General features: G+C 59.3%; 18 protein-coding genes. 11 read left to right on the forward strand and 7 right to left on the reverse strand.

Annotation, left to right across the window (positions count from 1 at the left end; genetic code table 11):
- Positions 1–79: 79 nt before the first annotated feature.
- On the forward strand, positions 80–1,051 hold the full coding sequence (glyQ, locus tag MRS74_RS12020; protein ID WP_254580535.1) for a glycine--tRNA ligase subunit alpha: 972 nt from the start codon (positions 80–82) through the stop codon (positions 1,049–1,051).
- Positions 1,048–3,129, forward strand: coding sequence for a glycine--tRNA ligase subunit beta (gene glyS / locus MRS74_RS12025; RefSeq protein WP_254580536.1), 2,082 nt, complete (start codon positions 1,048–1,050; stop codon positions 3,127–3,129). Before glyQ ends, glyS begins: the two co-directional genes overlap by 4 nt.
- A 257-nt stretch (positions 3,130–3,386) precedes the next feature.
- Here the strand turns inward: glyS and MRS74_RS12030 are convergent, their stop codons facing one another.
- Positions 3,387–4,331 carry a DMT family transporter gene (locus tag MRS74_RS12030; RefSeq protein WP_254580537.1) on the reverse strand — a complete coding sequence of 315 codons (945 nt, stop codon included), beginning with the start codon at positions 4,329–4,331 and terminating at the stop codon, positions 3,387–3,389.
- A 123-nt stretch (positions 4,332–4,454) separates the two neighbouring features.
- Here MRS74_RS12030 and MRS74_RS12035 point away from each other — a divergent pair, with 123 nt between their 5' ends.
- Both MRS74_RS12035 and MRS74_RS12040 read left to right on the forward strand, forming a co-directional pair.
- A complete protein-coding gene (locus tag MRS74_RS12035) occupies positions 4,455–5,366 on the forward strand; it encodes a LysR substrate-binding domain-containing protein (protein WP_254580538.1) in 912 nt (303 codons plus the stop codon).
- Positions 5,367–5,492: 126 nt separating this feature from the next.
- Complete coding sequence (locus MRS74_RS12040) at positions 5,493–6,455, forward strand: DUF808 domain-containing protein (protein ID WP_254580539.1); 963 nt, start codon at positions 5,493–5,495, stop codon at positions 6,453–6,455.
- 123 nt (positions 6,456–6,578) lie between these two features.
- Here MRS74_RS12040 and MRS74_RS12045 read toward each other — a convergent pair whose 3' ends face one another.
- The gene (locus MRS74_RS12045) at positions 6,579–7,901 is read right to left on the reverse strand and encodes a Na+/H+ antiporter family protein (protein WP_254580610.1); all 1,323 of its coding nucleotides are present in this window, start codon (positions 7,899–7,901) and stop codon (positions 6,579–6,581) included.
- Between the two features lie 478 nt (positions 7,902–8,379).
- Entirely contained in the window at positions 8,380–9,912 is a 1,533-nt protein-coding gene (hutH, locus tag MRS74_RS12050) for a histidine ammonia-lyase (RefSeq protein WP_254580540.1), read from the reverse strand.
- A 565-nt stretch (positions 9,913–10,477) separates the two neighbouring features.
- On the opposite strand from hutH, the gene MRS74_RS12055 reads away from it, so the two are divergent.
- Complete coding sequence (locus tag MRS74_RS12055) at positions 10,478–11,212, forward strand: hypothetical protein (protein WP_254580541.1); 735 nt, start codon at positions 10,478–10,480, stop codon at positions 11,210–11,212.
- Positions 11,213–11,293: 81 nt separating this feature from the next.
- Here MRS74_RS12055 and MRS74_RS12060 read toward each other — a convergent pair whose 3' ends face one another.
- A complete protein-coding gene (locus tag MRS74_RS12060; RefSeq protein ID WP_254580542.1) occupies positions 11,294–12,193 on the reverse strand; it encodes an EamA family transporter in 900 nt (299 codons plus the stop codon).
- Between the two features lie 114 nt (positions 12,194–12,307).
- Here MRS74_RS12060 and MRS74_RS12065 point away from each other — a divergent pair, with 114 nt between their 5' ends.
- From MRS74_RS12065 to MRS74_RS12090, 6 genes are all read left to right on the forward strand, one after another.
- Complete coding sequence (locus MRS74_RS12065; RefSeq protein WP_254580543.1) at positions 12,308–12,820, forward strand: MarR family winged helix-turn-helix transcriptional regulator; 513 nt, start codon at positions 12,308–12,310, stop codon at positions 12,818–12,820.
- Positions 12,821–13,215: 395 nt separating this feature from the next.
- Positions 13,216–13,626: an SRPBCC domain-containing protein gene (locus MRS74_RS12070; RefSeq protein WP_254580544.1), complete on the forward strand. Its 411-nt coding sequence runs from the start codon at positions 13,216–13,218 to the stop codon at positions 13,624–13,626.
- Positions 13,623–14,003 (forward strand): YciI family protein, encoded by a 381-nt coding sequence (locus MRS74_RS12075; RefSeq protein WP_254580545.1) that lies wholly within the window; start codon positions 13,623–13,625, stop codon positions 14,001–14,003. Before MRS74_RS12070 ends, MRS74_RS12075 begins: the two co-directional genes overlap by 4 nt.
- A 77-nt stretch (positions 14,004–14,080) precedes the next feature.
- A complete protein-coding gene (locus MRS74_RS12080) occupies positions 14,081–14,353 on the forward strand; it encodes a CopG family ribbon-helix-helix protein (RefSeq protein WP_254580546.1) in 273 nt (90 codons plus the stop codon).
- A complete protein-coding gene (locus MRS74_RS12085) occupies positions 14,350–14,631 on the forward strand; it encodes a type II toxin-antitoxin system RelE/ParE family toxin (RefSeq protein WP_254580547.1) in 282 nt (93 codons plus the stop codon). Before MRS74_RS12080 ends, MRS74_RS12085 begins: the two co-directional genes overlap by 4 nt.
- A 77-nt stretch (positions 14,632–14,708) precedes the next feature.
- Positions 14,709–15,239 carry an REP-associated tyrosine transposase gene (locus MRS74_RS12090; protein WP_254580548.1) on the forward strand — a complete coding sequence of 177 codons (531 nt, stop codon included), beginning with the start codon at positions 14,709–14,711 and terminating at the stop codon, positions 15,237–15,239.
- A 248-nt stretch (positions 15,240–15,487) separates the two neighbouring features.
- On the opposite strand, the gene gyrB is transcribed toward MRS74_RS12090, so the two are convergent.
- The 3 genes from gyrB to dnaN all read right to left on the reverse strand — a co-directional run bounded on the left by gyrB (position 15,488) and on the right by dnaN (position 20,333).
- Positions 15,488–17,908, reverse strand: coding sequence for a DNA topoisomerase (ATP-hydrolyzing) subunit B (gyrB, locus tag MRS74_RS12095; protein WP_254580549.1), 2,421 nt, complete (start codon positions 17,906–17,908; stop codon positions 15,488–15,490).
- 183 nt (positions 17,909–18,091) lie between these two features.
- Positions 18,092–19,183 carry a DNA replication/repair protein RecF gene (gene recF / locus MRS74_RS12100; protein WP_254580550.1) on the reverse strand — a complete coding sequence of 364 codons (1,092 nt, stop codon included), beginning with the start codon at positions 19,181–19,183 and terminating at the stop codon, positions 18,092–18,094.
- 46 nt (positions 19,184–19,229) lie between these two features.
- Positions 19,230–20,333, reverse strand: a complete 1,104-nt coding sequence (dnaN, locus tag MRS74_RS12105; protein WP_254580551.1) for a DNA polymerase III subunit beta — start codon at positions 20,331–20,333, stop codon at positions 19,230–19,232.
- Between the last annotated feature and the right edge of the window lie 14 nt (positions 20,334–20,347).

Raw genomic sequence — 20,347 nt, forward strand, 5'->3', positions numbered from 1 at the left:
CACTCTGAGACCGCAGCCCTCGGACGCGGCGCTTTTCGTGTATAATTTCGCTCTAATTTTGGCCAACCGACTATTAAAGATGGTGATCTCCGTGACCGAAAAGGTGACCTCAGACGTCAGCACCTTCCAGGGTTTGATCCTGGCTCTGCAGCAATACTGGGCAGAGCAGGGCTGCGTAATTATTCAGCCGCTGGATATGGAAGTTGGTGCAGGCACCTTCCATCCGGCGACCTTCCTGCGCGCCATCGGCCCTGAGTCCTGGCGCTCCGCTTACGTGCAGCCCAGCCGTCGTCCAACTGACGGCCGCTATGGCGAAAACCCCAACCGCCTGCAGCATTACTACCAGTTCCAGGTCGTCATCAAGCCGTCACCGGACAATCTGCAGGAGCTGTACCTGGGCTCGCTGAAACGCATGGGGCTGGATCTCAATGTGCACGACGTGCGCTTTGTTGAAGACAACTGGGAATCACCCACCCTCGGCGCCTGGGGTCTGGGCTGGGAAGTCTGGCTTAACGGCATGGAAGTGACACAGTTCACCTACTTCCAGCAGGCCGGCGGTCTGGAGTGCTATCCGGTCACCGGCGAGATCACCTACGGTCTCGAGCGCATCGCCATGTACCTGCAGGAGGTCGACAGCGTCTACGACCTGATCTGGGCGCGTCATCCCGACGGCAGCGTTGTGACCTACGGCGACGTCTACCACCAGAACGAAGTCGAGCAGTCGACCTACAACTTCGAACACGCCGACGTTGATACCCTGTTCGGCAACTTCGATTTCCACGAACGCGAATGCAACAAGTTGCTGGCGCTGGAAACACCGCTGCCACTGCCGGCCTACGAGCAGGTACTCAAGGCATCCCATACGTTCAACCTGCTGGATGCCCGCCACGCGGTGTCTGTTACCGAACGTCAGCGCTACATCCTGCGTGTGCGGACCCTGGCCCGTGACGTAGCCGCGGCCTATTTCAACACCCGCAAGGCGCTGGGTTTCCCGCTGGCAGCGCCTGATATTCGTGCAGAAGTACTCGCCGCCTGCGAGGAGTCGAAATGATGACACAAGATTTCCTGTTTGAACTGGGTACCGAAGAGCTGCCCCCCAAGGCGCTGCTGAAGCTCTCCGAAGCGCTGGAAAGCGAGATCCGCAAGGGCCTCGAAGCGGTACTGGGGCAGGGTGCCGCCGAGCTGCTCAAGCCCACCGTTTTTCGCTCCTTCGCCGCCCCGCGTCGCCTCGCGCTGCTGATTGAACAGCTGTGCACCGAAGTACCGGCCAGCGAATTTTTCGTGCAGGGCCCACCGGCCCGAATCGCCTTCGACGCCAGCGGCGCCCCCAGCAAGGCACTGGAAGGCTTTGCCCGCAAGTGCGGCACCAGCGTTGATCAGCTGACCGAGATGGACGGCAAAATGTGCTTTCGCCAGCTATCCGCTGCGACGCCACTGACCGAGGCGCTGCCGGCTATTATCCAGCAGGCGCTCGACAAGCTGCCGATCCCCAAGCGCATGCGCTGGGGTGCGTCCCGTACCGAGTTTGTGCGTCCGGTGAAATGGGTCGTCATGCTGTTTGGTAATGAGGTGCTGGACTGCAGCATCATAGGTCTGCAGGCCGGCCGCAAGACCCGTGGTCATCGCTTCCACTACAACCACGATATCGAGCTGATTGCCCCGGCGGATTACGAGCAGGTTCTGCAGGAGCAGGGTTACGTTGTCGCCGACTTTGCCAAGCGCCGCGAACTGATCAGCACCCAGCTGCTGAGCGAAGCCGCCAAGATCGGTGGCCAGGTCGTGATAGACCCTGCGCTGCTGGATGAAGTCACGGCCCTCAACGAGTGGCCCGTGGCGCTGACCGGCCGCTTTGAGGAGCGCTTTCTGGCGGTGCCGTCCCAGGCGCTGATTTCGAGCATGGCGGACAACCAGAAGTACTTCCATCTGCTGGACGCTGACGGGCAGCTGATGCCGTACTTCATTACCGTGGCCAATATCGAATCGACAGAGCCGCAGCAGATCATCCAGGGCAACGAGAAGGTCATTCGACCACGCCTGGCCGATGCCGCCTTCTTCTTTGAGACCGACAAGAAGACCACCCTGGCAGCCCGTTGCGACAAGCTCGAGTCCATCGTCTTTCAGAAGGATCTTGGCAGCCTCCTTGCGAAGACAAAGCGTGTCGCACATCTGGCCGGCTTTATCGCCAGCCGTATCGGCAGCAACCCCGAGTGGGCAGAGCGCGCGGCCCTGCTGTCCAAGTGTGACCTGGTCTCCGAGATGGTGCTGGAATTCCCGGAACTGCAGGGGCTTATGGGCTATCACTATGCGCTCAACGACGGTGAGCCAGTGGACGTAGCGCTGGCGCAGAACGAACAGTACATGCCCAGGTTCGCCGGCGACGAGCTGCCAGAAACCCTTACAGGTGCGGCGGTGGCCATCGCCGATCGGCTGGACACCCTGACGGGTCTGTTCGGTATCAATCAGCCGCCAACCGGCTCCAAGGATCCCTTTGCCCTGCGCCGCGCCACGGTCGGCGTACTGCGCATCATTGTAGAGAAGGAGCTGGATCTGGACCTGAGCGAGTTGCTCAAGGTCGCCGCAGACGGTCACGCCAGCCTGCCGGCCCGTGACGGACTCGAGGAGCGGGTACTGGACTTCATGCTGGATCGCCTGCGCGCCTGGTACGAAGATCGTGATATCGCTGTTGAGACCTTCCTGGCCGTGCTCGCGCTCAGGCCGACCCGTCCGCTGGACTTCGATCGCCGCGTACGCGCCGTTGCCCACTTCCGCACGCTGCCCGAAGCCGATGCGCTGGCGGCGGGCAACAAACGCGTCAGCAACATCCTCAGCAAGCAGGGGTCACAGGGCAACGCTGTTGTCTCTGAGTCTCTGCTGCAGGAAGCGGCCGAGAAAGAGCTATTCGCTCGCGTGCAGGTCATGCAGGTAGAACTGCAGCCGGCATTTGACAGCGGCGACTATCAGACGGCGCTGGAGCAACTGGCTGATCTGCGTGGCGTTGTCGATCGCTTCTTTGAAGAGGTGATGGTCAACGCCGACGACGAGGCCGTGCGCAACAACCGTCTGGCCTTGCTGTCGCAACTGCGCGGGCTCTTCCTCGGCGTAGCGGATATCTCGGTCATCGGCAGCTAAATACAGCGGCCGTACCGGTCAGACAAAACCCGCCATTCGGCGGGTTTTTCTTTTTGGAGCCGTAACTTGAGTCCACTTCAGACGGGGGTGCAAGGGCAGGGAGCATAGGACAGGAACACTGGAAAACATGTCCGCCAGCACAAAGGTTCCACGTGGAACATCGAGGCCTGATCATCACTTGCGCACAGAGTGCCGGCTTTATTCTCCCGCTACCCAAGGCCTCGGCTTGGGGAACGGGAAGCTGGCTTGCGTAACACCTATCCAGCCTGGACACCAAACCTTAGCAACCGGCACCACCCTGGCAAGGTCACCCAGCCCTGTGGCAGGTTGCCAACCACCGACCCCAGTATCACCAGCCCAATACTGAGCATCAGTATCGGCGAGAGCGCTTCGCCGAACAGCGGCACGGCAAGCCCGCCCGCCAGCACCGGTACCAGCGCCATCAGTGCCCCCATGCGGGTGGCACCGAGCAATTGCACGGCACGCACATACAGCAGCATCTGCACGATGGTCGCCAGCACGCCCTGATAGAAACCCTGACCGAGAATCAGCGCCCAACTTTGCTCACTGAAGCCCTGGTAGAACAGGCCAAGGTAAAGGGGCAGATAGAGCCCGCCCGCCACCATCACCACGCCAACCGTTGCGGTCCAGGCCGGCACCTTCCAGGCTCGCAGCAGCACCGTATAGATCGCCCAGAAAAAGCAGGCCAGCACAAAGCACAGATCGCCCAACCAGAAGCGTGTCGACTCCAGCAGGGTGTTGAGCAGCAAGACTCCGATGCCCAGACTGCTGACAGCAATACCCAGCCAGACCATCCCAGGCTTTCTCTCGGCCGCAAACAGATACGCCATCAGGGCAATCATGACCGGCATCAGCCCCGGCAACAGCAGGGCGGCATGGGTGGCCGGCGCCCGCTCAAAGCCTGCATAGACGAATGCGCCGTAGCCCAGACCACCGATCAGTCCCAGCACCAGAATGCGCCCATTGAACAGAGCCCTGCGCTTTATCCAGACCAGCGGCGCCAGCAACACCAGCGCGGTTCCAAAGCGCACAGCCAGCATGTCGGTCATCGCCAGCGATGCCAGCGCACCAGCCCTGGATACCAGAATAAAGCCACTCCAGATCAGCACGGCGCCCAGCGCATAAAGCAGCCCCCGAGTGGTTCCGGCGTTGCTGTTGGTACTGTCTATCCTGTGCGCCATCACTTCAAACCCCTGTAACTCGTATTCAATAGAGGTGAGTCTACGCCTTGATGATTTTCACAAATACTGAATAATAAAGAACGCTACTATCATATTTAATGACAACATACGGAGAAGACACTGATGATGGATATTTCAGACCTGCAGGTCTTCAAGACTGTTGTCGATAGCGGAGGTATCTCCCGAGCGGCGGAACAACTCCACCGCGTGCCCTCCAATGTGACAGCCCGCATCCAGAAACTGGAACAGGCGCTGCAGCAACCGCTGTTTCTGCGCGAGAAAAATCGCCTCAAGATTACGCCGGCCGGCAAACGCCTGCTGGTCTATGCCGAGCAAATGCTTCGGCTCAGGCAGCAGGCCATAGACGATCTGACCGACCCCGCGCCCAGCGGCACCCTGCGCATCGGCTCAATGGAAAGCACCTCCGCCGCCCACCTGCCGCCCATACTGAGCGCCTATCACCGCGAGTTTTCCGAGGTCGATATAGAACTCAGAACCGGCGCCTCAGGCACACTGGTCGAGCTGGTACTGGAAGGGGAACTGGATGTCGCACTGGCAGCCGACCCGGTGCGGGATGATCGCCTCTGCATGAATCCCTGTTTTGAGGAGCAGCTGCTGATCGTCAAGCCTGCGGCACTCAGCCAAAGCTGCGGTGTTGCCGAGCTGCCAGCACCACTGTCGGTTGTCACCTTTACCCAGGGCTGCTCATACCGCAACCGGATTCAGCGCTGGCTCGATGGCGGCAACCGCAGGCCCGATCGAACCATCGAAATACCCAGCCATCACACCATGCTCGCCTGTGTCCTGGCGGGCATGGGCATCGCGCTCGTACCCCGTGCGGTACTGGCGCTGCATCCCCAGTTCGAGGAGCTGGCCACCGAGGATCCGGGGGCTGACATCAGCCGGGCGACCACCTGGCTGATCTGGCGCAAGGATTCGACGCTGCCCAGCATCAGCGCCTTCAGGGACACCATAGACCGGCACCTCAAGGCCACCGCTAGCGACAATAGAAAAGACGACGTCACGCCAGCATAGTTGAGGCTGCAGCCACAGTCGTCGTGCGCTTAATGGTATAAGCTTGGACGAGCCAAACAGGATGGCGTCGTAAAGTCTGCAACGCCTGCCAGACCTCAGGCATTCACCCACAGGAACACTCAGATTATGGCCGGCACCAGCCTTCTCGCCTTGCTAGACGATATCGCCACCGTACTCGATGACATCACCATTCTGTCCAAGGTGGCGGCAAAGAAAACCGCTGGCGTACTGGGCGACGACCTCGCCCTCAACGCAGAGCAGGTGACAGGCGTACGGGCGGAACGGGAGCTGCCGGTGGTCTGGGCTGTGGCCAAAGGCTCATTCAAGAACAAGCTGATCCTGGTGCCCGGTGCTCTGCTTATCAGCGTCATCGCCCCCTGGCTCATAATCCCCATGCTGATGATCGGCGGCACCTATCTGTGTTTCGAGGGCTTTGAAAAAATTGCCCAGGTTTTTTTGCATAGCAAGGAGGAGAAGGCCAGCCAGCACCTTGAAAAGATCAAGGCACTGAGTGATCCCAAGGTCGACCTGGTGGCCTATGAGAAGGATAAGATACAGGGTGCAATCCGCACCGACTTTGTGATGTCCGCCGAGATTATCGTTATTGCGCTGGGCATCGTCAGTGATGCAAGCTTTATCACCCAGGTCGTCGTCGTCAGCCTGATCGCCTTCGGCATGACCATAGTGGTGTACAGCCTGGTTGGCGCTATCGTCAAGCTGGATGACGCCGGCCTTTACCTGCTGCAACGCCACCGGGAAGACCCGGCACGAAGCCTGAGCCGCGCGTTCGGTTCCGCACTGTTGCGCTTTGCACCGATACTGATGAAAACACTGTCTATCGTCGGAACGGCCGCCATGTTCCTGGTCGGCGGCGGCATTCTGCTGCATGGATTGCCGGGGGCAGGCGAGCTGGTTCACCCGTTAGTTGAAGCCGCCGCCGCATTGCCGGCAGGCGCGTTCTGGGAGTTTATCACTGAGCCGCTGATCAACGGGCTCGTTGGAATACTGGCAGGCGCCATCGCCGTTCTGGCCATACCCCCAGTGCAGCGACTGTGGCAAAAACTGCGCCCGACCACTCCCTCTGGCTGAGCCCGCCGCCTGGCCCCACAGAGTGTTTCACGTGAAACACCGCCGATACCGAGACCGCCCCCGAGAGCCCATAGGGGAACCGGGGGTGATCCATTGCACAGTTAGATTCACAAGACATTGAGACTAGAGAATACTGGCGGCCGCCCATCCGAACAGCAGCAGCGGCAGGTTGTAATGTAGAAAGGTAGGCACCACCGTGTCCCAGATATGGTTATGCTGACCATCCACATTCAAGCCGGCCGTTGGGCCGAGTGTCGAATCCGATGCCGGCGAACCCGCATCACCCAGCGCCGCCGCAGTCCCCACCAGGGCAACAATGGCCATGGCAGAGAAGCCCAGCTCCATCGCCAGGGGAACATAGATAGCCGCTATAATCGGGATGGTCGAGAATGACGAACCGATACCCAGCGTAATCACCAGCCCAACCAGCAGCATCGCCAGCGCCGCCAGCCCACGGTTATCACCCACCAGATCAGCAGAGGCGCTCACCAGGGAGGCGATATGTCCGGTGTCTCGCAGCACCTGAGCAAAGCCGCTGGCAGCGATCATGATAAAGCCCACCATGGCCAGCATCTTCATGCCCTCGGTAAAGGCATCGTCACCTTCGCTCCATTTCAAGACGCCCGAGAGCGAGAAAATCAGGAAGCCGATCAGGCCGCCGAGTATCATCGAGTCGGTCCAGAGCTGGACAACAAAGGCCCCCAGGATAGCGCCCAGCGCCACCAGCAGGGTACGGCCGCAATAGCTCACGGTGCGGCTTTCAACCCGCGCAATCAGCGCCTCATCATAATCGCGTTTGCCGCGGTAGCTGATAAAGACCGCAATCAGCAGACCGGTAATCATGCCAAGAGCCGGAATCAGCATCGCTCGGAATGGGTCTATGCCGGAGACATCGAGGCCACTCTTGCTGATGTTTGCCAACAGGATATCGTTGAGAAAGATCGAGCCAAATCCAACCGGTAACAGCATATAGGGCGTGACCAGACCAAAGGTCAGCACGCAGGCCACCAGGCGCCTATCCATGCGCAGCCGTGACATAACGAACAGCAGCGGCGGAATCAGCAGCGGAATAAAGGCAATATGAATCGGAATGAGATTCTGCGACGAAACCGAAACCAGCATAATCACGCCGATCAGACCGTAACGGATCTGACCGATACGGCGCGCGCTGCCACTTTGGCCAAGCAAAGTCGCAATGCACTGGGCCAGCATATGGGGAATGCCCGATTTGGAGATAGCCACCGCGAAGGCTCCGAGCAGGGCATAACTCAGTGCGATCTGGGCACCACCGCCAAGGCCGCCATTGAACGAGCTCACCGTCTGCTCGATCGACAGACCACCGATCACCCCACCCAGCAGGGAGGCGGTAATCAGGGAAATAACCACATTGATGCGCGCCAGGCTCAGCAGCAACATCGAGAATACGCTGACCAGTACCGCGTTCATGCCAAAGCCGACAGGGTCAAAAGTGCGGTAAACCAGAAAGGCCGCAATCGTTGCAAAGAGCGCGACGACCAGCCGCGATACGCCACGGTCGGATGCCGCAACGCAGGAAAGCTCATGGTTCAAGGTAGAATCCTCATTATTGTTATGGTGTCACGGGGGTTTGGTAAAAGAACATGGGATGCCTCTGCCTTCGATTGTGCCGAGGAGACTGTCCGAGAATGCTGACCGTAGCGAGAGCCGAATGGTTTGAGCTGGTTTTTGCGGTGTTTTAAGGCGAATAGTGGTTCTATTTAACGCAAAACAGCACAAAAAACAGCCAAACTCAGATGGTTCGCAGTAGGTTGAGTGTTGTCGGACAGCCTCCTACTCAGGGACAGGTGCCCAGTCGGCACCCATCCAAAGCGCGCAAGGATGCCGGGACAGCGCACCCCATGCAATGCCTGAAACCGTAAAAATCGAAGGTAACTGCGTCCGAATATCAGACGCTCGGTAACAGCGCCGGCGGCATGTAGGCGTTCAGGCTGCCGCTGCGGATAAGCTGTTGTGCATTTTCTATGTCGGGTGCGAAGTAGCGATCCTTGTCATAGAAAGGCACTAGGGTACGCAGCTCCGCCTTGGCCGCTTCAATCAGCTCGGCCGCCTTAAGCGGCGCCCGGAAATCCAGCCCCTGACAGGCCGCGAGAAACTCTACCGCCAGGATACCGGAGGTGTTTTCTGCCATGTAGCGCAAGCGCCGTGCCGCAAAGGTTGCCATGGACACATGGTCCTCCTGATTGGCAGACGTCGGCAGGCTGTCGACGCTGGCAGGATGTGCCAGTGACTTGTTCTCCGAGGCCAGGGCGGCACCGGTGACCTGAGCGATCATGAAGCCCGAATTGACGCCGCCGTTGTCCACCAGGAAGGGCGGCAGCTTGCTCAGGCTCGAATCGATCAGCAGCGCCATGCGTCGCTCCGACAGTGAGCCAATTTCGGCCAGTGCCAGCGCCAGATTATCGGCCGCCATGGCGACAGGCTCAGCGTGGAAGTTGCCGGCGGAGATAAACTCATCGGTTTCGGTAAATACCAGCGGGTTATCCGACACGGCATTAGACTCCACCAGCAGCACCTCGGCCGCCTGACGGATCTGCTGCAGACAGGCGCCCATGACCTGGGGCTGACAGCGCAGGGAATAGGGGTCTTGCACCTTTTCACACCCCTGGTGGGAGTCACCCAGCTGTGATGCCTCGCCCAGCAAATGCCGATAGGCCCGGGCCGCTTCAATCTGGCCTTGCTGACCCCGCACTTGGTGCACGCGGGCATCAAACGGACGACGGCTGCCAAGGGCAGCCTCAACCGAGGACGCACCAGCCACCACGCCCGCGGCGAAAAGATCCTCGGCGGCAAACAGGCCTTCAAGGGCAAAGGCGGTGGACGCCTGGGTGCCATTGAGCAGCGCAAGACCTTCCTTGGGCGCCAGGGTAATAGGTTCGAGGCCGGCAATGCGCAGGCCTTCGGCACCCGACATGCGCTCGCCGCGATAGAGCACTTCGCCTTCACCCAGCAGTACCGTGCTCATGTGGGCCAGTGGCGCCAGATCGCCGGACGCACCCACCGAACCCTTCTGTGGCACGCAGGGATACACCTGGGCGTTGACCAGCTGGATCAGCGCTTCGATAACTTCCAGCCGGATACCGGAATAACCGCGGGCCAGAGAGTTGATCTTCAAGGTCATCATCAGACGCACAGTGGCTTCGGACATCAGGGCACCAATGCCCGCCGCGTGGGACAGCACGATACTGCGCTGCAGCAGCTCGAGATCTTCAGGTGCGATACGGGTATTGGCCAGCAGACCAAAGCCGGTGTTGATACCGTAGACCACACGTCCCTGCTGGATAACCCGCGACACGGCTGCCGCGCTTGCATGGATCGCTTCGTGGCTGGATGGATCCAGGGCCAGCTCGACGGGCGATAGTGCCACGGCACGAAGTTGGGCAAGTGTCATCTGGCCGGGCTGAATGGTGAGTGTGTGCATCTGTGATTCCTGCAGTCTGGTGGTGTTTCAAGCCTTCGCGGTCTGGGCGCGCTGTCCATTCGGGACGGGGCACCTTATTCGCTACGTCTTTTTATAAGGTTATGTGTAACCGTGCATTTGTATATACCTATATATATTACTAACCCGGCACACCGCAATACGAGAATTTTCAGGGATCCCGGCGCAGCCCGGCTCTGCGGCGGCATCAACATCGACCAGAGGCTTCATTCAAGTCCGAAAATTCCCGATGCCTTAAAAATTTCCCTTTAATATCTGCATGTTAAAAACACAGCAGGCTACTGAGTAGCTCAGTGTCACCGCCCTGGGCCCGCCGGATTGGCACTGGTTTTGAGCGCATTCGAATAATTGCGCGCCCATTAATGCCGCTGATGCTGATGCTGGCGCTTCGGCGCTCCGATTTCGCTGCCCGCAACCTGCAATGCTGGCCAGACCAACCGCCGGGAGGGACTTTGTCGCGTTGTTGTTGTCTCTAAAGGTAAGAGACGGCTCAAAGAAAGAGTTCCGTTGAAATCCGTTATAAACCGCAGATACGGGAGAGACAGCCGTGTCGGGGCGTTGGTCGTTTTACCTTGCCATTGAAGGGCACAGTACCTTTGGCGACCCCATAGAAAAGGTACTCGAAGGCCTTAATCAGTTGATGCAAGCCATCTTCAGGATGGGGCGCTACTGCTATCCGCAACACCCTGACCAGCTATTCGTACTGCAATGCGGGGACGGATTCCTGGTCGCCAGTGAATTTCACGAGCAGTCCCTGGAACGCTGCGCCACCATTGCGGGGGCCATCATGCAGCATATCGCCAGCGGCGGGCGCTGGTCGCGTGGCGCCATTACCGAGGGTGAGCTCGCCAATATACAGGGCAGTTTTCCCCAGGAAGTGCGTGACTGCTTCGTCGAGGACCACACCTATTCACTGCACATGGGCCTGATGACCACCAGCCCGGTCATGGGTACGGCACTGACCCAAGCCCTGGCGCTGGATCGGGTTGCGCCGCAGGGTCCGCTGCTGTTTATCCGGCAACCCATGGTTCCACGCCTGGGCGACGCCATCCCGGTGGTACCGATCAACGCACTCGGGCTGGCCTCGATCGACTGGGTACATTTGCGCACGCCTTTGCTAACCTCGTTGCGCCGCAAGGCTTCACTCGAATGGCAGGAAGCCGGGGTGCTGGAACGTCAGCTCGATGACTACTGCCGCACCCAGGCCGTGCCCGACGACTGGGCCAGGAATGTCCACCGCCTGCTGCATATACCCTCAGGCTGTGGCCAGGCAGGGCACTGACCCTGCTGCAGAAAACCTGCTGGCATACGGGTTTGGCCCCTTGGCTTCCCTCTAATCTGCGATGGACACCCACAGGCTAAATCAGCGAACAGAGCCAGGCGACAGTGCAGGGCGCTGGGCACCAGAGGCCCACTGCACCGCGAGAATACTGCCGAGCACGGCAACAAAGCCCAGCAGGGCGACAGCCGTCATGCTTTGCCCGAGCAGCGCCCAGCCCAGCACCACGGCCGTCAGCGGACTGAGCAACCCCAGGGACGACACCGCCACCGGTGACAAGCGGGCGATGCCGCGAAACCAGAGCACATAGGCCAGCAGGGCGCCAAACAGCGACAGATAGACATAGCCCAGCACTGCACTGGTACTCAGCGCTGGCAGGGCCGGGTCAGCAAACCAGGCCACCGGCAGCAGCATCAGACCACCCACCAGCAGCTGCCAGCCGGTAAAGGCCAGCAGGGGAACATCGGGCCGCCAGCGCCGCGCCAGAAAGGTGCCACCGGCCATGCAGGCCGCCCCCACCAGCGCCGCCGCGATACCGACAAGATCCCAGTGCGTACCGGGCGCCAGCAGCAACGCAGCCATGCCCGCCACACTGATCAGGCTTGCCACCACCGCCAGCCAGGCCGGCTGACGGCTGTCGACAGACCAGGCCAGACCCATAACCAGCAGCGGCTGAATGGCCCCCACAACGGCGGCCAGGCCACCGGGCAAACGGTAGGCGGCGACAAACAGCAGCGCCTGAAAAACGCCTATATTGAGCGCGGCCAATATGACCAGGCGTCCCCACTGGGACCGACGCAACAAGTGCCGCCCAAGCAAAACCAGCACTATGCCGGCCGGTAGCGTGCGCAGCACTGCCGCCGTAAAGGGCCGGTCCGGCGGCAGCAATTCGGTGGTAACTATATAGGTAGAGCCCCAGATGGCGGGCGCCAGGGCGGTGATCAGTACATCGATCCAGACGGTATGTTGTGTGCGGCTGCTCATGATATTATCTTCAATTCAAGATAAAAAGCGAGTCTCGCACAGACTTATCTTGATATCAAGACAACTTCCGTGACGGAAGTAGCACTATGGAAATGGCACTTGGGGAAGCGCAGCATGAATACAGAACGACAGCCCGATGCAGTGGATGCCATCCTGGCCCAATGGCGGCGTGAGCGCCCGGATCTGGACGCAAGCCCCATGGGCACCATCGGCCGGCTCACGCGCTGTTCGGCCCTGATGCAGCGCCGTCTGGACGAAGCCTTCTCGGCCTTTGGCCTCAGCATCTGGGAGTTCGACATGCTGGCGACCCTGCGTCGCACAGGCGCGCCCTACTGCCTGGCCCCCACAGCACTGTTCTCCACCCTGATGGTTACCTCCGGCACCATGACCCACCGCATGCAGCGCCTGGAGGCCAGTGGCTGGGTGGAACGGCTGGTCAATCCCGAGGATGCCCGCAGCAAGCTGGTCAAGCTCACCCCGGCCGGGCTGGAACTGATCGACCGTGCTGTAGAGGCCCATGTACAGAATGAACACCGGATACTGGCGCCGCTAAACCCCACCGATCTGACGGCCCTGGAAATGAGCCTGGCGCGCCTGCTGGCGGTGCTGGAGCCGGGCGGAGAGTGATGGCGGCTTGCTGCGTCCCGCTAGGTGCTGTTGCTACGCAGTGAATAAGTTTTGGCCCGAGCGCTTCGCGCCGGGTCTTCTAGCGTGTGAACACCGCTGTGCATAAGCTGGGGATGCTTCGATATCGCCCGCTCGTTTGCGTTACCGGCAGCCCTTTTCAACGACGCAGGCTGCTCGATTGAGCAGTTTTCACAAAGCCAGTAATTGCGGGGCCTGTACGCAACTTCAAGGTACTTGCTACAAGCTTGTTCACAGGTCTGCCAACAGATACTGTGCATAGTTTAATGGTTGTGCATAACAAAAGTTATACAGAGGGCTGTTACCCACACGGCAGCCACCTGTCGGTTCGTCGCAACCGCAGGAGCCGCGCCGCGCGGCGAAGGCTTTCTGACGGGATGGCACAGGCGCCGAAAGCCCAGCCGGCAACCGGTGACCTCAGTTCGTTCAACGGCGCAAGGCCGTACCTGTCTGGCTTAACCAGTCGAGAACACCAGAGTGTCGGCGCTGAGCAGATTCCCTGCCGAGGCGTATTTCTTGAAGTCACGCCCGGCCGGCGCTTTGTCTTCACCGACGCCTTTGACAGCCACTGGAATCCGCAGCATGCCTTTATGGTGGGCACATTCCAGATCGAGGCCGAAGGTGAGGGCACCCGCTACAGGGCCAGCGCCCGGCACTGGAGCCAGGAGGACCTGGAAAAGCACGAGGCGATGGGCTTTACCGAAGGCTGGACGGCGGTCGCCGCCCAACTGGCCGCACTGACGGAATCCATGACGGGAAAGCAAGCCGAGGAGGAGGTGGGACCATGAAATACCTGTGCCTGGTGTATTACAACGAACAGATCATGAAAAGCATGACCCAGGCGGAGTGGGACAGCCTGAACCTTGAATGCATCGCCTGTGTCGAGGATCTGACCGCAAGCGGCCACTTCCTCGACGGCGCGCCGCTGCAGACCACCGACAGTGCCACCACCCTGCGCGTACGCGACGGCAGGGCCGTCACCACCGATGGCCCCTTCGCCGAAACCAAGGAGCAGCTGGCCGGCTTTTACATGCTGGACGCCAGAGACCTGAACGAAGCGATCCGGCTGGCGGAAAAAATCCCCCCGGCCCGCTACGGCAGCGTCGAGATCCGCCCGGTCCGCGAGCTGCTGCAGGCCAATAACATCTTCAGTTCGACAGGTTAGGCGGGCTCTAATTTTTTGGCGAACCCCCGTCGACTATGCTGTAATACATTGTAGTCATCCAGTTCGAAGGTACCGCCATGAGTGTCACAACAGTTCGTCTCCAGGCAGACGTTGAGCAGCATCTGGAAGCCATCGCCAGCAGGCTCCATCGGAGCAAGGGTTGGGTGATCAACCAGGCATTGTCGGAATACATCGAAAAACAGCAGCTTGAGCAAGAGCGCTGGAAGCAAACGCTGGAGGCAATGGAGTCTGCTGCACAAGGCAAGGTAGTTGATGCCAGCGAGGTTCATGACTGGCTTAAAAGTTGGGGAACGGAAAACGAACAGGATGCGCCTGGGTCAGCCAAGTGAAATTGGTTTACACGGATGCAGCCATTGAAGATTTGAAACGCCTAAGGGCGTTCATTGCGGTCCACAATCCTTCTGCGGCAGCCAGAATTGCCGCAGAACTGGTAAGTAAAATCGAGCTGCTACCTGAATTCCCAAAAATAGGCACGCCGGTTGAAATGGCTCCGGTTCCCGATTCCGTCCGCGATATGGTTTACGGAAAATACGTCGTTCGATATTCGGTTCATACCAGTGCCATTATTATTCTCCGGGTATGGCATGGCCTGGAAGGTGAGCGATAGCCCGTAGGTTGGGATGAGGAACGAATCCCAACATTAAATAGATCGGTAAAATTACAGTCACATCATAGGGAAATGATATGTACTATCGACGCTCTCGCCATATAGGTGGTACGTTCTTCTTTACAGTTAATCTTGCAGATCGCCGGCAGAGCCTGCTGACCGAGAACATTGAACAGCTGCGCGCTGCCTTTCGCCGTGTGAAACGGCAACATCCCTATCATATTGATGCCATTGTTGTGTTGCCGGATCATATTCATGCAGTTTGGGCTTTGCCGGAAGGCGATACCGGTTATCCAATGCGCTGGCGGTTGATCAAAACATATTTTTTCCGTGGATTACCAAAGAATGAACGAATTTCCGCGAGCCGTAACAGGCAGAGGGAACGCGGTATTTGGCAGCGCCGGAATTGGGAACATTTAATCCAGGATGAAATAGATTATCAGAATCATCTCGATTACATTCATTTCAATCCGGTGAAGCATGGATATGTTGATAGCTGTAATGAATGGTTGTACTCAAGCTTCCACCGATATGTACGCATAGGTGCGCTGTCGCCTGACTGGGGGCGTGACTTTACAGCCGACTCGGGCACCAGTTTTGGTGAATAATGAGGACGCCAGTTATAGTCGGACGTGTTGGGATTCGTTCCTCATCCCAACCTACGACCTACATGGGCTGCTAATTCAGTTCATCTATACGTAGTGGTGCACCTTTAAACGACCAACCTTGCACACGGGTCGCCGTACTCGACGCAATCGAGATGCAAAAAAAAATGCTCTTGCGTCACACCGAAGTGGGACGCAAGAGCATTTTTACAAGTCGCTGGATCACACCTGGTGTGATCCAGCGGCTGGCATCAAACGTCGAGGTTGGACACCCGCAGGGCGTTGGCCTCGATAAAGGCGCGACGCGGCTCGACATCATCACCCATTAGGGTGGTGAAGAGCTGATCGGCGGCGATGGCGTCGTCGACGGTCACCTGCAGCATGCGGCGCGACTCCGGATCCATGGTGGTTTCCCACAGCTGGCTCGGGTTCATCTCGCCCAGACCCTTGTAGCGCTGGATGTAGTGGCCGCGGCGCGACTGATCGAGCAGCCAGTTGAGGGCTTCCTCGAAGTGGGTCACCGGGCGTACCCGTTCGCCACGCTTGATATAGGCGCCATCTTCCAGCAGGGTGCCGAGCTTGTCGCCCAGGGTGGTGATCGCCAGATAATCGCGGGAACCAAAGAAGTCGTCGCCAAAGCGGTAGTAGTTTTCCACCCCGTGCAGCAGGTGATTCACTTCAGGCAGGAACTGGCTGTGCTCGCGGTCTTCAATGATCTCGGCCAGGAAGCGTTCATTGCCCACCGCCTGTACCGACAGCTTGTCACACAGCAGTTGCGTCCACTGCAGTACGACTTCCCGGTCCTTCAGCTGCTCCTTGCCGAGGCTCGGCATATAGAGCATCTGCTTGAGCAGCTGGGTCGGATACAACATGCCCAGACGATTGATTAGCTTGTCGACGGTGCGGTACTCGTTGACCAGGGTTTCCAGCGAGGCGCCGCTCAGCGGTGGTGCGTCTTCGTTGACATGGAAGCTGGTGCCATCAAGCGCGCCCTGCAACAGGTAGTTGTCCAGCGCATCGTCGTCCTTGAGGTACTGTTCCTGCTTGCCTTTCTTGATCTTGTACAGCGGCGGCTGGGCGATGTAGATATGGCCGCGCTCGAACAGGATCGGCATCTGCCGGAAGAAGAAGGTCAGCAGCAGGGTACGGATGTGCGAACCGTCGACATCGGCGTCGGTCATGATGATGATGTGGTGGTAGCGCAGCTTGTCCGGATTGAACTCCTCGCGGCCGATACCACAGCCCAGGGCCGTGATCAGGGTGCCGACTTCAACCGACGACAGCATCTTGTCGAAACGGGCCTTTTCAACGTTGAGGATCTTGCCCTTGAGGGGCAGAATCGCCTGGTTGCGGCGATCGCGGCCCTGCTTGGCAGAACCGCCGGCGGAATCACCCTCCACCAGGTAGAGTTCAGACAGCGCAGGGTCCTTCTGCTGGCAGTCCGCCAGCTTGCCCGGCAGGCCGGCGACATCCAGTACGCCCTTGCGGCGGGTCATGTCGCGGGCCTTGCGGGCCGCTTCACGGGCGCGGGCCGCATCGATCATCTTGGCGACTATCAGTTTGGCTTCCTGCGGGCTTTCCTGCAGGTAGGCGCTGAATTCCTGCCCCATCATCTGCTCAACCGAAGTCTTGACCTCGGAGGACACCAGCTTGTCCTTGGTCTGGGAGGAAAACTTGGGGTCCGGCACTTTCACCGACACTATGGCTGTCAGGCCTTCGCGGCTATCGTCACCGGTGGTGGCGACCTTGCTGCCCTTGTTGAGGCCTTCGGCTTCAATGTAGGTATTCAGACAGCGGGTCAGGGCAGTACGGAATCCCGACAGATGGGTGCCGCCGTCGCGCTGGGGAATGTTGTTGGTAAAGCAGTAGATGTTTTCCTGGAAGGTATCGTTCCACTGCAGTGCCACTTCCACGCCCACGCCGTTTTCGTGCATGGAGTTGAAGTGGAAGACCTTGTTGACCGCGCTCTTGTTCTGGTTCAGGTAGGCAACAAAGGCCCCAAGACCGCCATCGTATTCGTAGATATCTTCACGGGCGCTGCGCTCGTCACGCAGCACGATGCGCACACCCGAGTTCAGGAACGACAGCTCGCGCAGGCGCTTGGCCAGAATATCGTACTGGAACAGGATATGGGTGAAGGTCGCGGGCGAGGGCTTGAAGCGCACGCTGGTGCCGGTGCTGCTGGTTTCACCCACAACCTTGAGTGGCTCTTCCGGTACGCCATCGTGGTAGGTCTGCTCGAATACTTCGCCGGCGCGGCGGATGGTGAGCTTCAGATCGCTGGACAGCGCATTCACCACCGAGACACCCACGCCGTGCAGGCCGCCGGATACCTTGTAGCTGTTGTCATCGAACTTGCCGCCGGCGTGCAGCACGGTCATGATGACCTCGGCCGCCGATACACCTTCTTCTTCATGCAGCTCGGTCGGGATGCCACGACCGTTATCGCCAACGCTGACGCTTTCATCCGGATGAATAACCACTCGAATCTCGGAGCAGTGACCGGCAAGGGCTTCGTCGATCGAGTTGTCGACCAGCTCGAACACCATGTGATGCAGACCGGTACCGTCGTCGGTATCGCCGATATACATACCAGGGCGCTTGCGCACGGCATCAAGACCCTTGAGGACCTTGATGCTCGAGGAGTTATAGCTCTGGTTTTCGTCGCTCATCAATTATCTCCTGTTAACCTGGCAATCAGGCAGACCGTCCCGACCTGCCTAACGTCACCCACAAAAGCGGGTGGAATATTGCGCGCTCCCCGGTGAAGGGTTCGCAGGGCCCAAGGCCCGTGGTGATGCCTTATGGGCATCACAGTCCCGGCCCGGCGCCAGAAAAGGTGCCGGGCGGGGCGCTTAATCAATATGTGTCAGCGTCCCTGCCTCAACCCGAAAACGGCTGACATCCGTCTGGGGCAACCAGAAGCCGCCAAGGGCTCCGGGATCAACGCAGGTGATAAAACACTGATTGGAGGTTTCCTCCAGGAACTGGCAAAACAAACGGCAATGCTGTTCGTCCAGCTCCGACGGCAAATCGTCGATCAGATAAATACAGGGGCGGTTATTCAAGCGATAGAACAGGGCACCCTGGGCCAGCTTCAGCGCGCTGACCACCAGTTTTTTCTGGCCGCGAGACAGTCGCTCAGCGGCACTTTGTCCATCCGTACGGACCCGCAGATCGGCCCGCTGCGGGCCGCTGCCGGTAAAGCCCTGCTTCAGATCCCGCGCCAGGCCTTCTTCCAGCAATTGATCGAGCGGGGTTTTGCGATCCCAGCCCTGGCTGAATTTGAGCTCTACCGGTACCCCCCCCAGCAAACGACTGAGAGTGGTTTCAAAATCGGGTTTTAGCAGTTCGATATAGCGCGCGCGCAGCGCCGTCATCCGCTCGGCATAGGTGACAAATTCCCTGTCCCACACACGCCGCAGCCGAGGGTCGATTTTACCACATTTAAGCAGTGAGTTTCGCTGTTTCAATATGCGCCTGAAGCCGCGCCACAGCTGGATAAAGCTCGGGTCGGCATGAAACACGCCCCAGTCGATATACTGGCGCCGCACACCGGGGCTGCCCTCGAGTAATTGAAAGGTGTCGGAGTCGATGACCTGCAGCGGCAACAGCTGGGCGAGCTCCGACAGCCCCAGCGTCTGGCCGGCATGGCGAATACGCACGTCACCGTCGGGTCGCCGCTCCACGCCAAGCGGATGCTGTTCACCCTTGCCGACAGGATCAATCTGGGCGAATACCAGGCAGTTGTCGGCGCCGCTTTGCAGCAGATGACGGAACTGGCTGGTACGAAAGGAGCGGGTCATACCCAGAAAGTGCAGGGCTTCCAGCAGGCTGGTTTTGCCACTGCCATTGTCGCCGCTGATAATATTGATCCGCGGCGACGGCGTGATTCGCACATCCGACAGGTTGCGAACGTGCTGAACATGAAGACTTTTTATCGGCATAGAGGAACGGCCAGGCCTATCAACCCGGCCCTGCGGTGAAGACTGATCACATGCGCATCGGCATCACGACATAGAGGCTGTCCGCTTCGTCGACACCCTCAATCAGCGCACTGCTGTTGGCATCGGACAGGGTAAAGCGCACCGTTTCCGAATTCAGGATCGACAGGCTGTCGAGCAGATAGTTGACGTTGAAGCCGATCTCCAGCGACTCGCCATCGTAGTCCACCGCCACGGTTTCTTCGGCTTCTTCCTGCTCCGGGTTATTGGCCATGACCTGGAGGAAACCGCTGGTCAGCAACAGACGCACACCGCGGTACTTCTCGTTGGAGAGAATGGCGATACGGCTCAGTACCTGGCGCAGCACCTGGCGGTCACCGAGCATGTACTTGTTGCCATTGCGCGGAATAACGCGCTGATAATCCGGAAATTTGCCGTCAACCAGTTTGGAGGTGAAGATAAAGTCACCCACCTGGGCGCGGATGTGGTTGGCGCCGATCAGCAGGCGTACACCGTCTTCACCGTTTTGCAGCAAACGCGCCAGCTCAAGGATACCCTTGCGCGGCACAATGATCTGATGGCTGCTGTCGGTATCAGCGACGACATCGGCAACACAGGTCGCCAGACGGTGGCCATCGGTGGAGACGGCTCGCAGCTGGCCGTTGGCGACTTCCAGCAACATGCCGTTGAGGTAGTAGCGTACATCCTGCTGCGCCATGGAGAAGCCGGTCTGATCGATCAGGTGGCGCAGATGCCCCTGGGTCAGGTTCAGATCCAGCGCCTGGGGGCTGTCTTCCACATTGGGAAACTCGGCCGCCGGCAGCGTCGACAGGCTGAAGCGGCTGCGCCCCGCCTTGATCACCATCTTCTGGCCGCTGAGGGCCAGCTCGATGCGAGCGTCGTCCGGCAGCGACTTGCAGATATCCATCAGCTTGCGCGCAGGCACCGTAACGGAGCCCGCATCGGCGGGTTCATCCAGGGTCACACGGCCCACGAGCTCGACTTCAAGGTCGGTCCCGGTCATGGACAGCTGGTCACCCTCGGCAACCAGCAGAATGTTGGACAGCACCGGCAAGGTCTGACGACGCTCAACGACACCGGCGACCAGCTGCAGGGGTTTAATTAACGCTTCGCGCGATATGACGAATCTCATGGCGATCTACCTTG

Origin of the sequence: Marinobacterium sedimentorum (assembly GCF_024267675.1) — a bacterium.
GTDB lineage: Bacteria > Pseudomonadota > Gammaproteobacteria > Pseudomonadales > Balneatricaceae > Marinobacterium_A > Marinobacterium_A sedimentorum.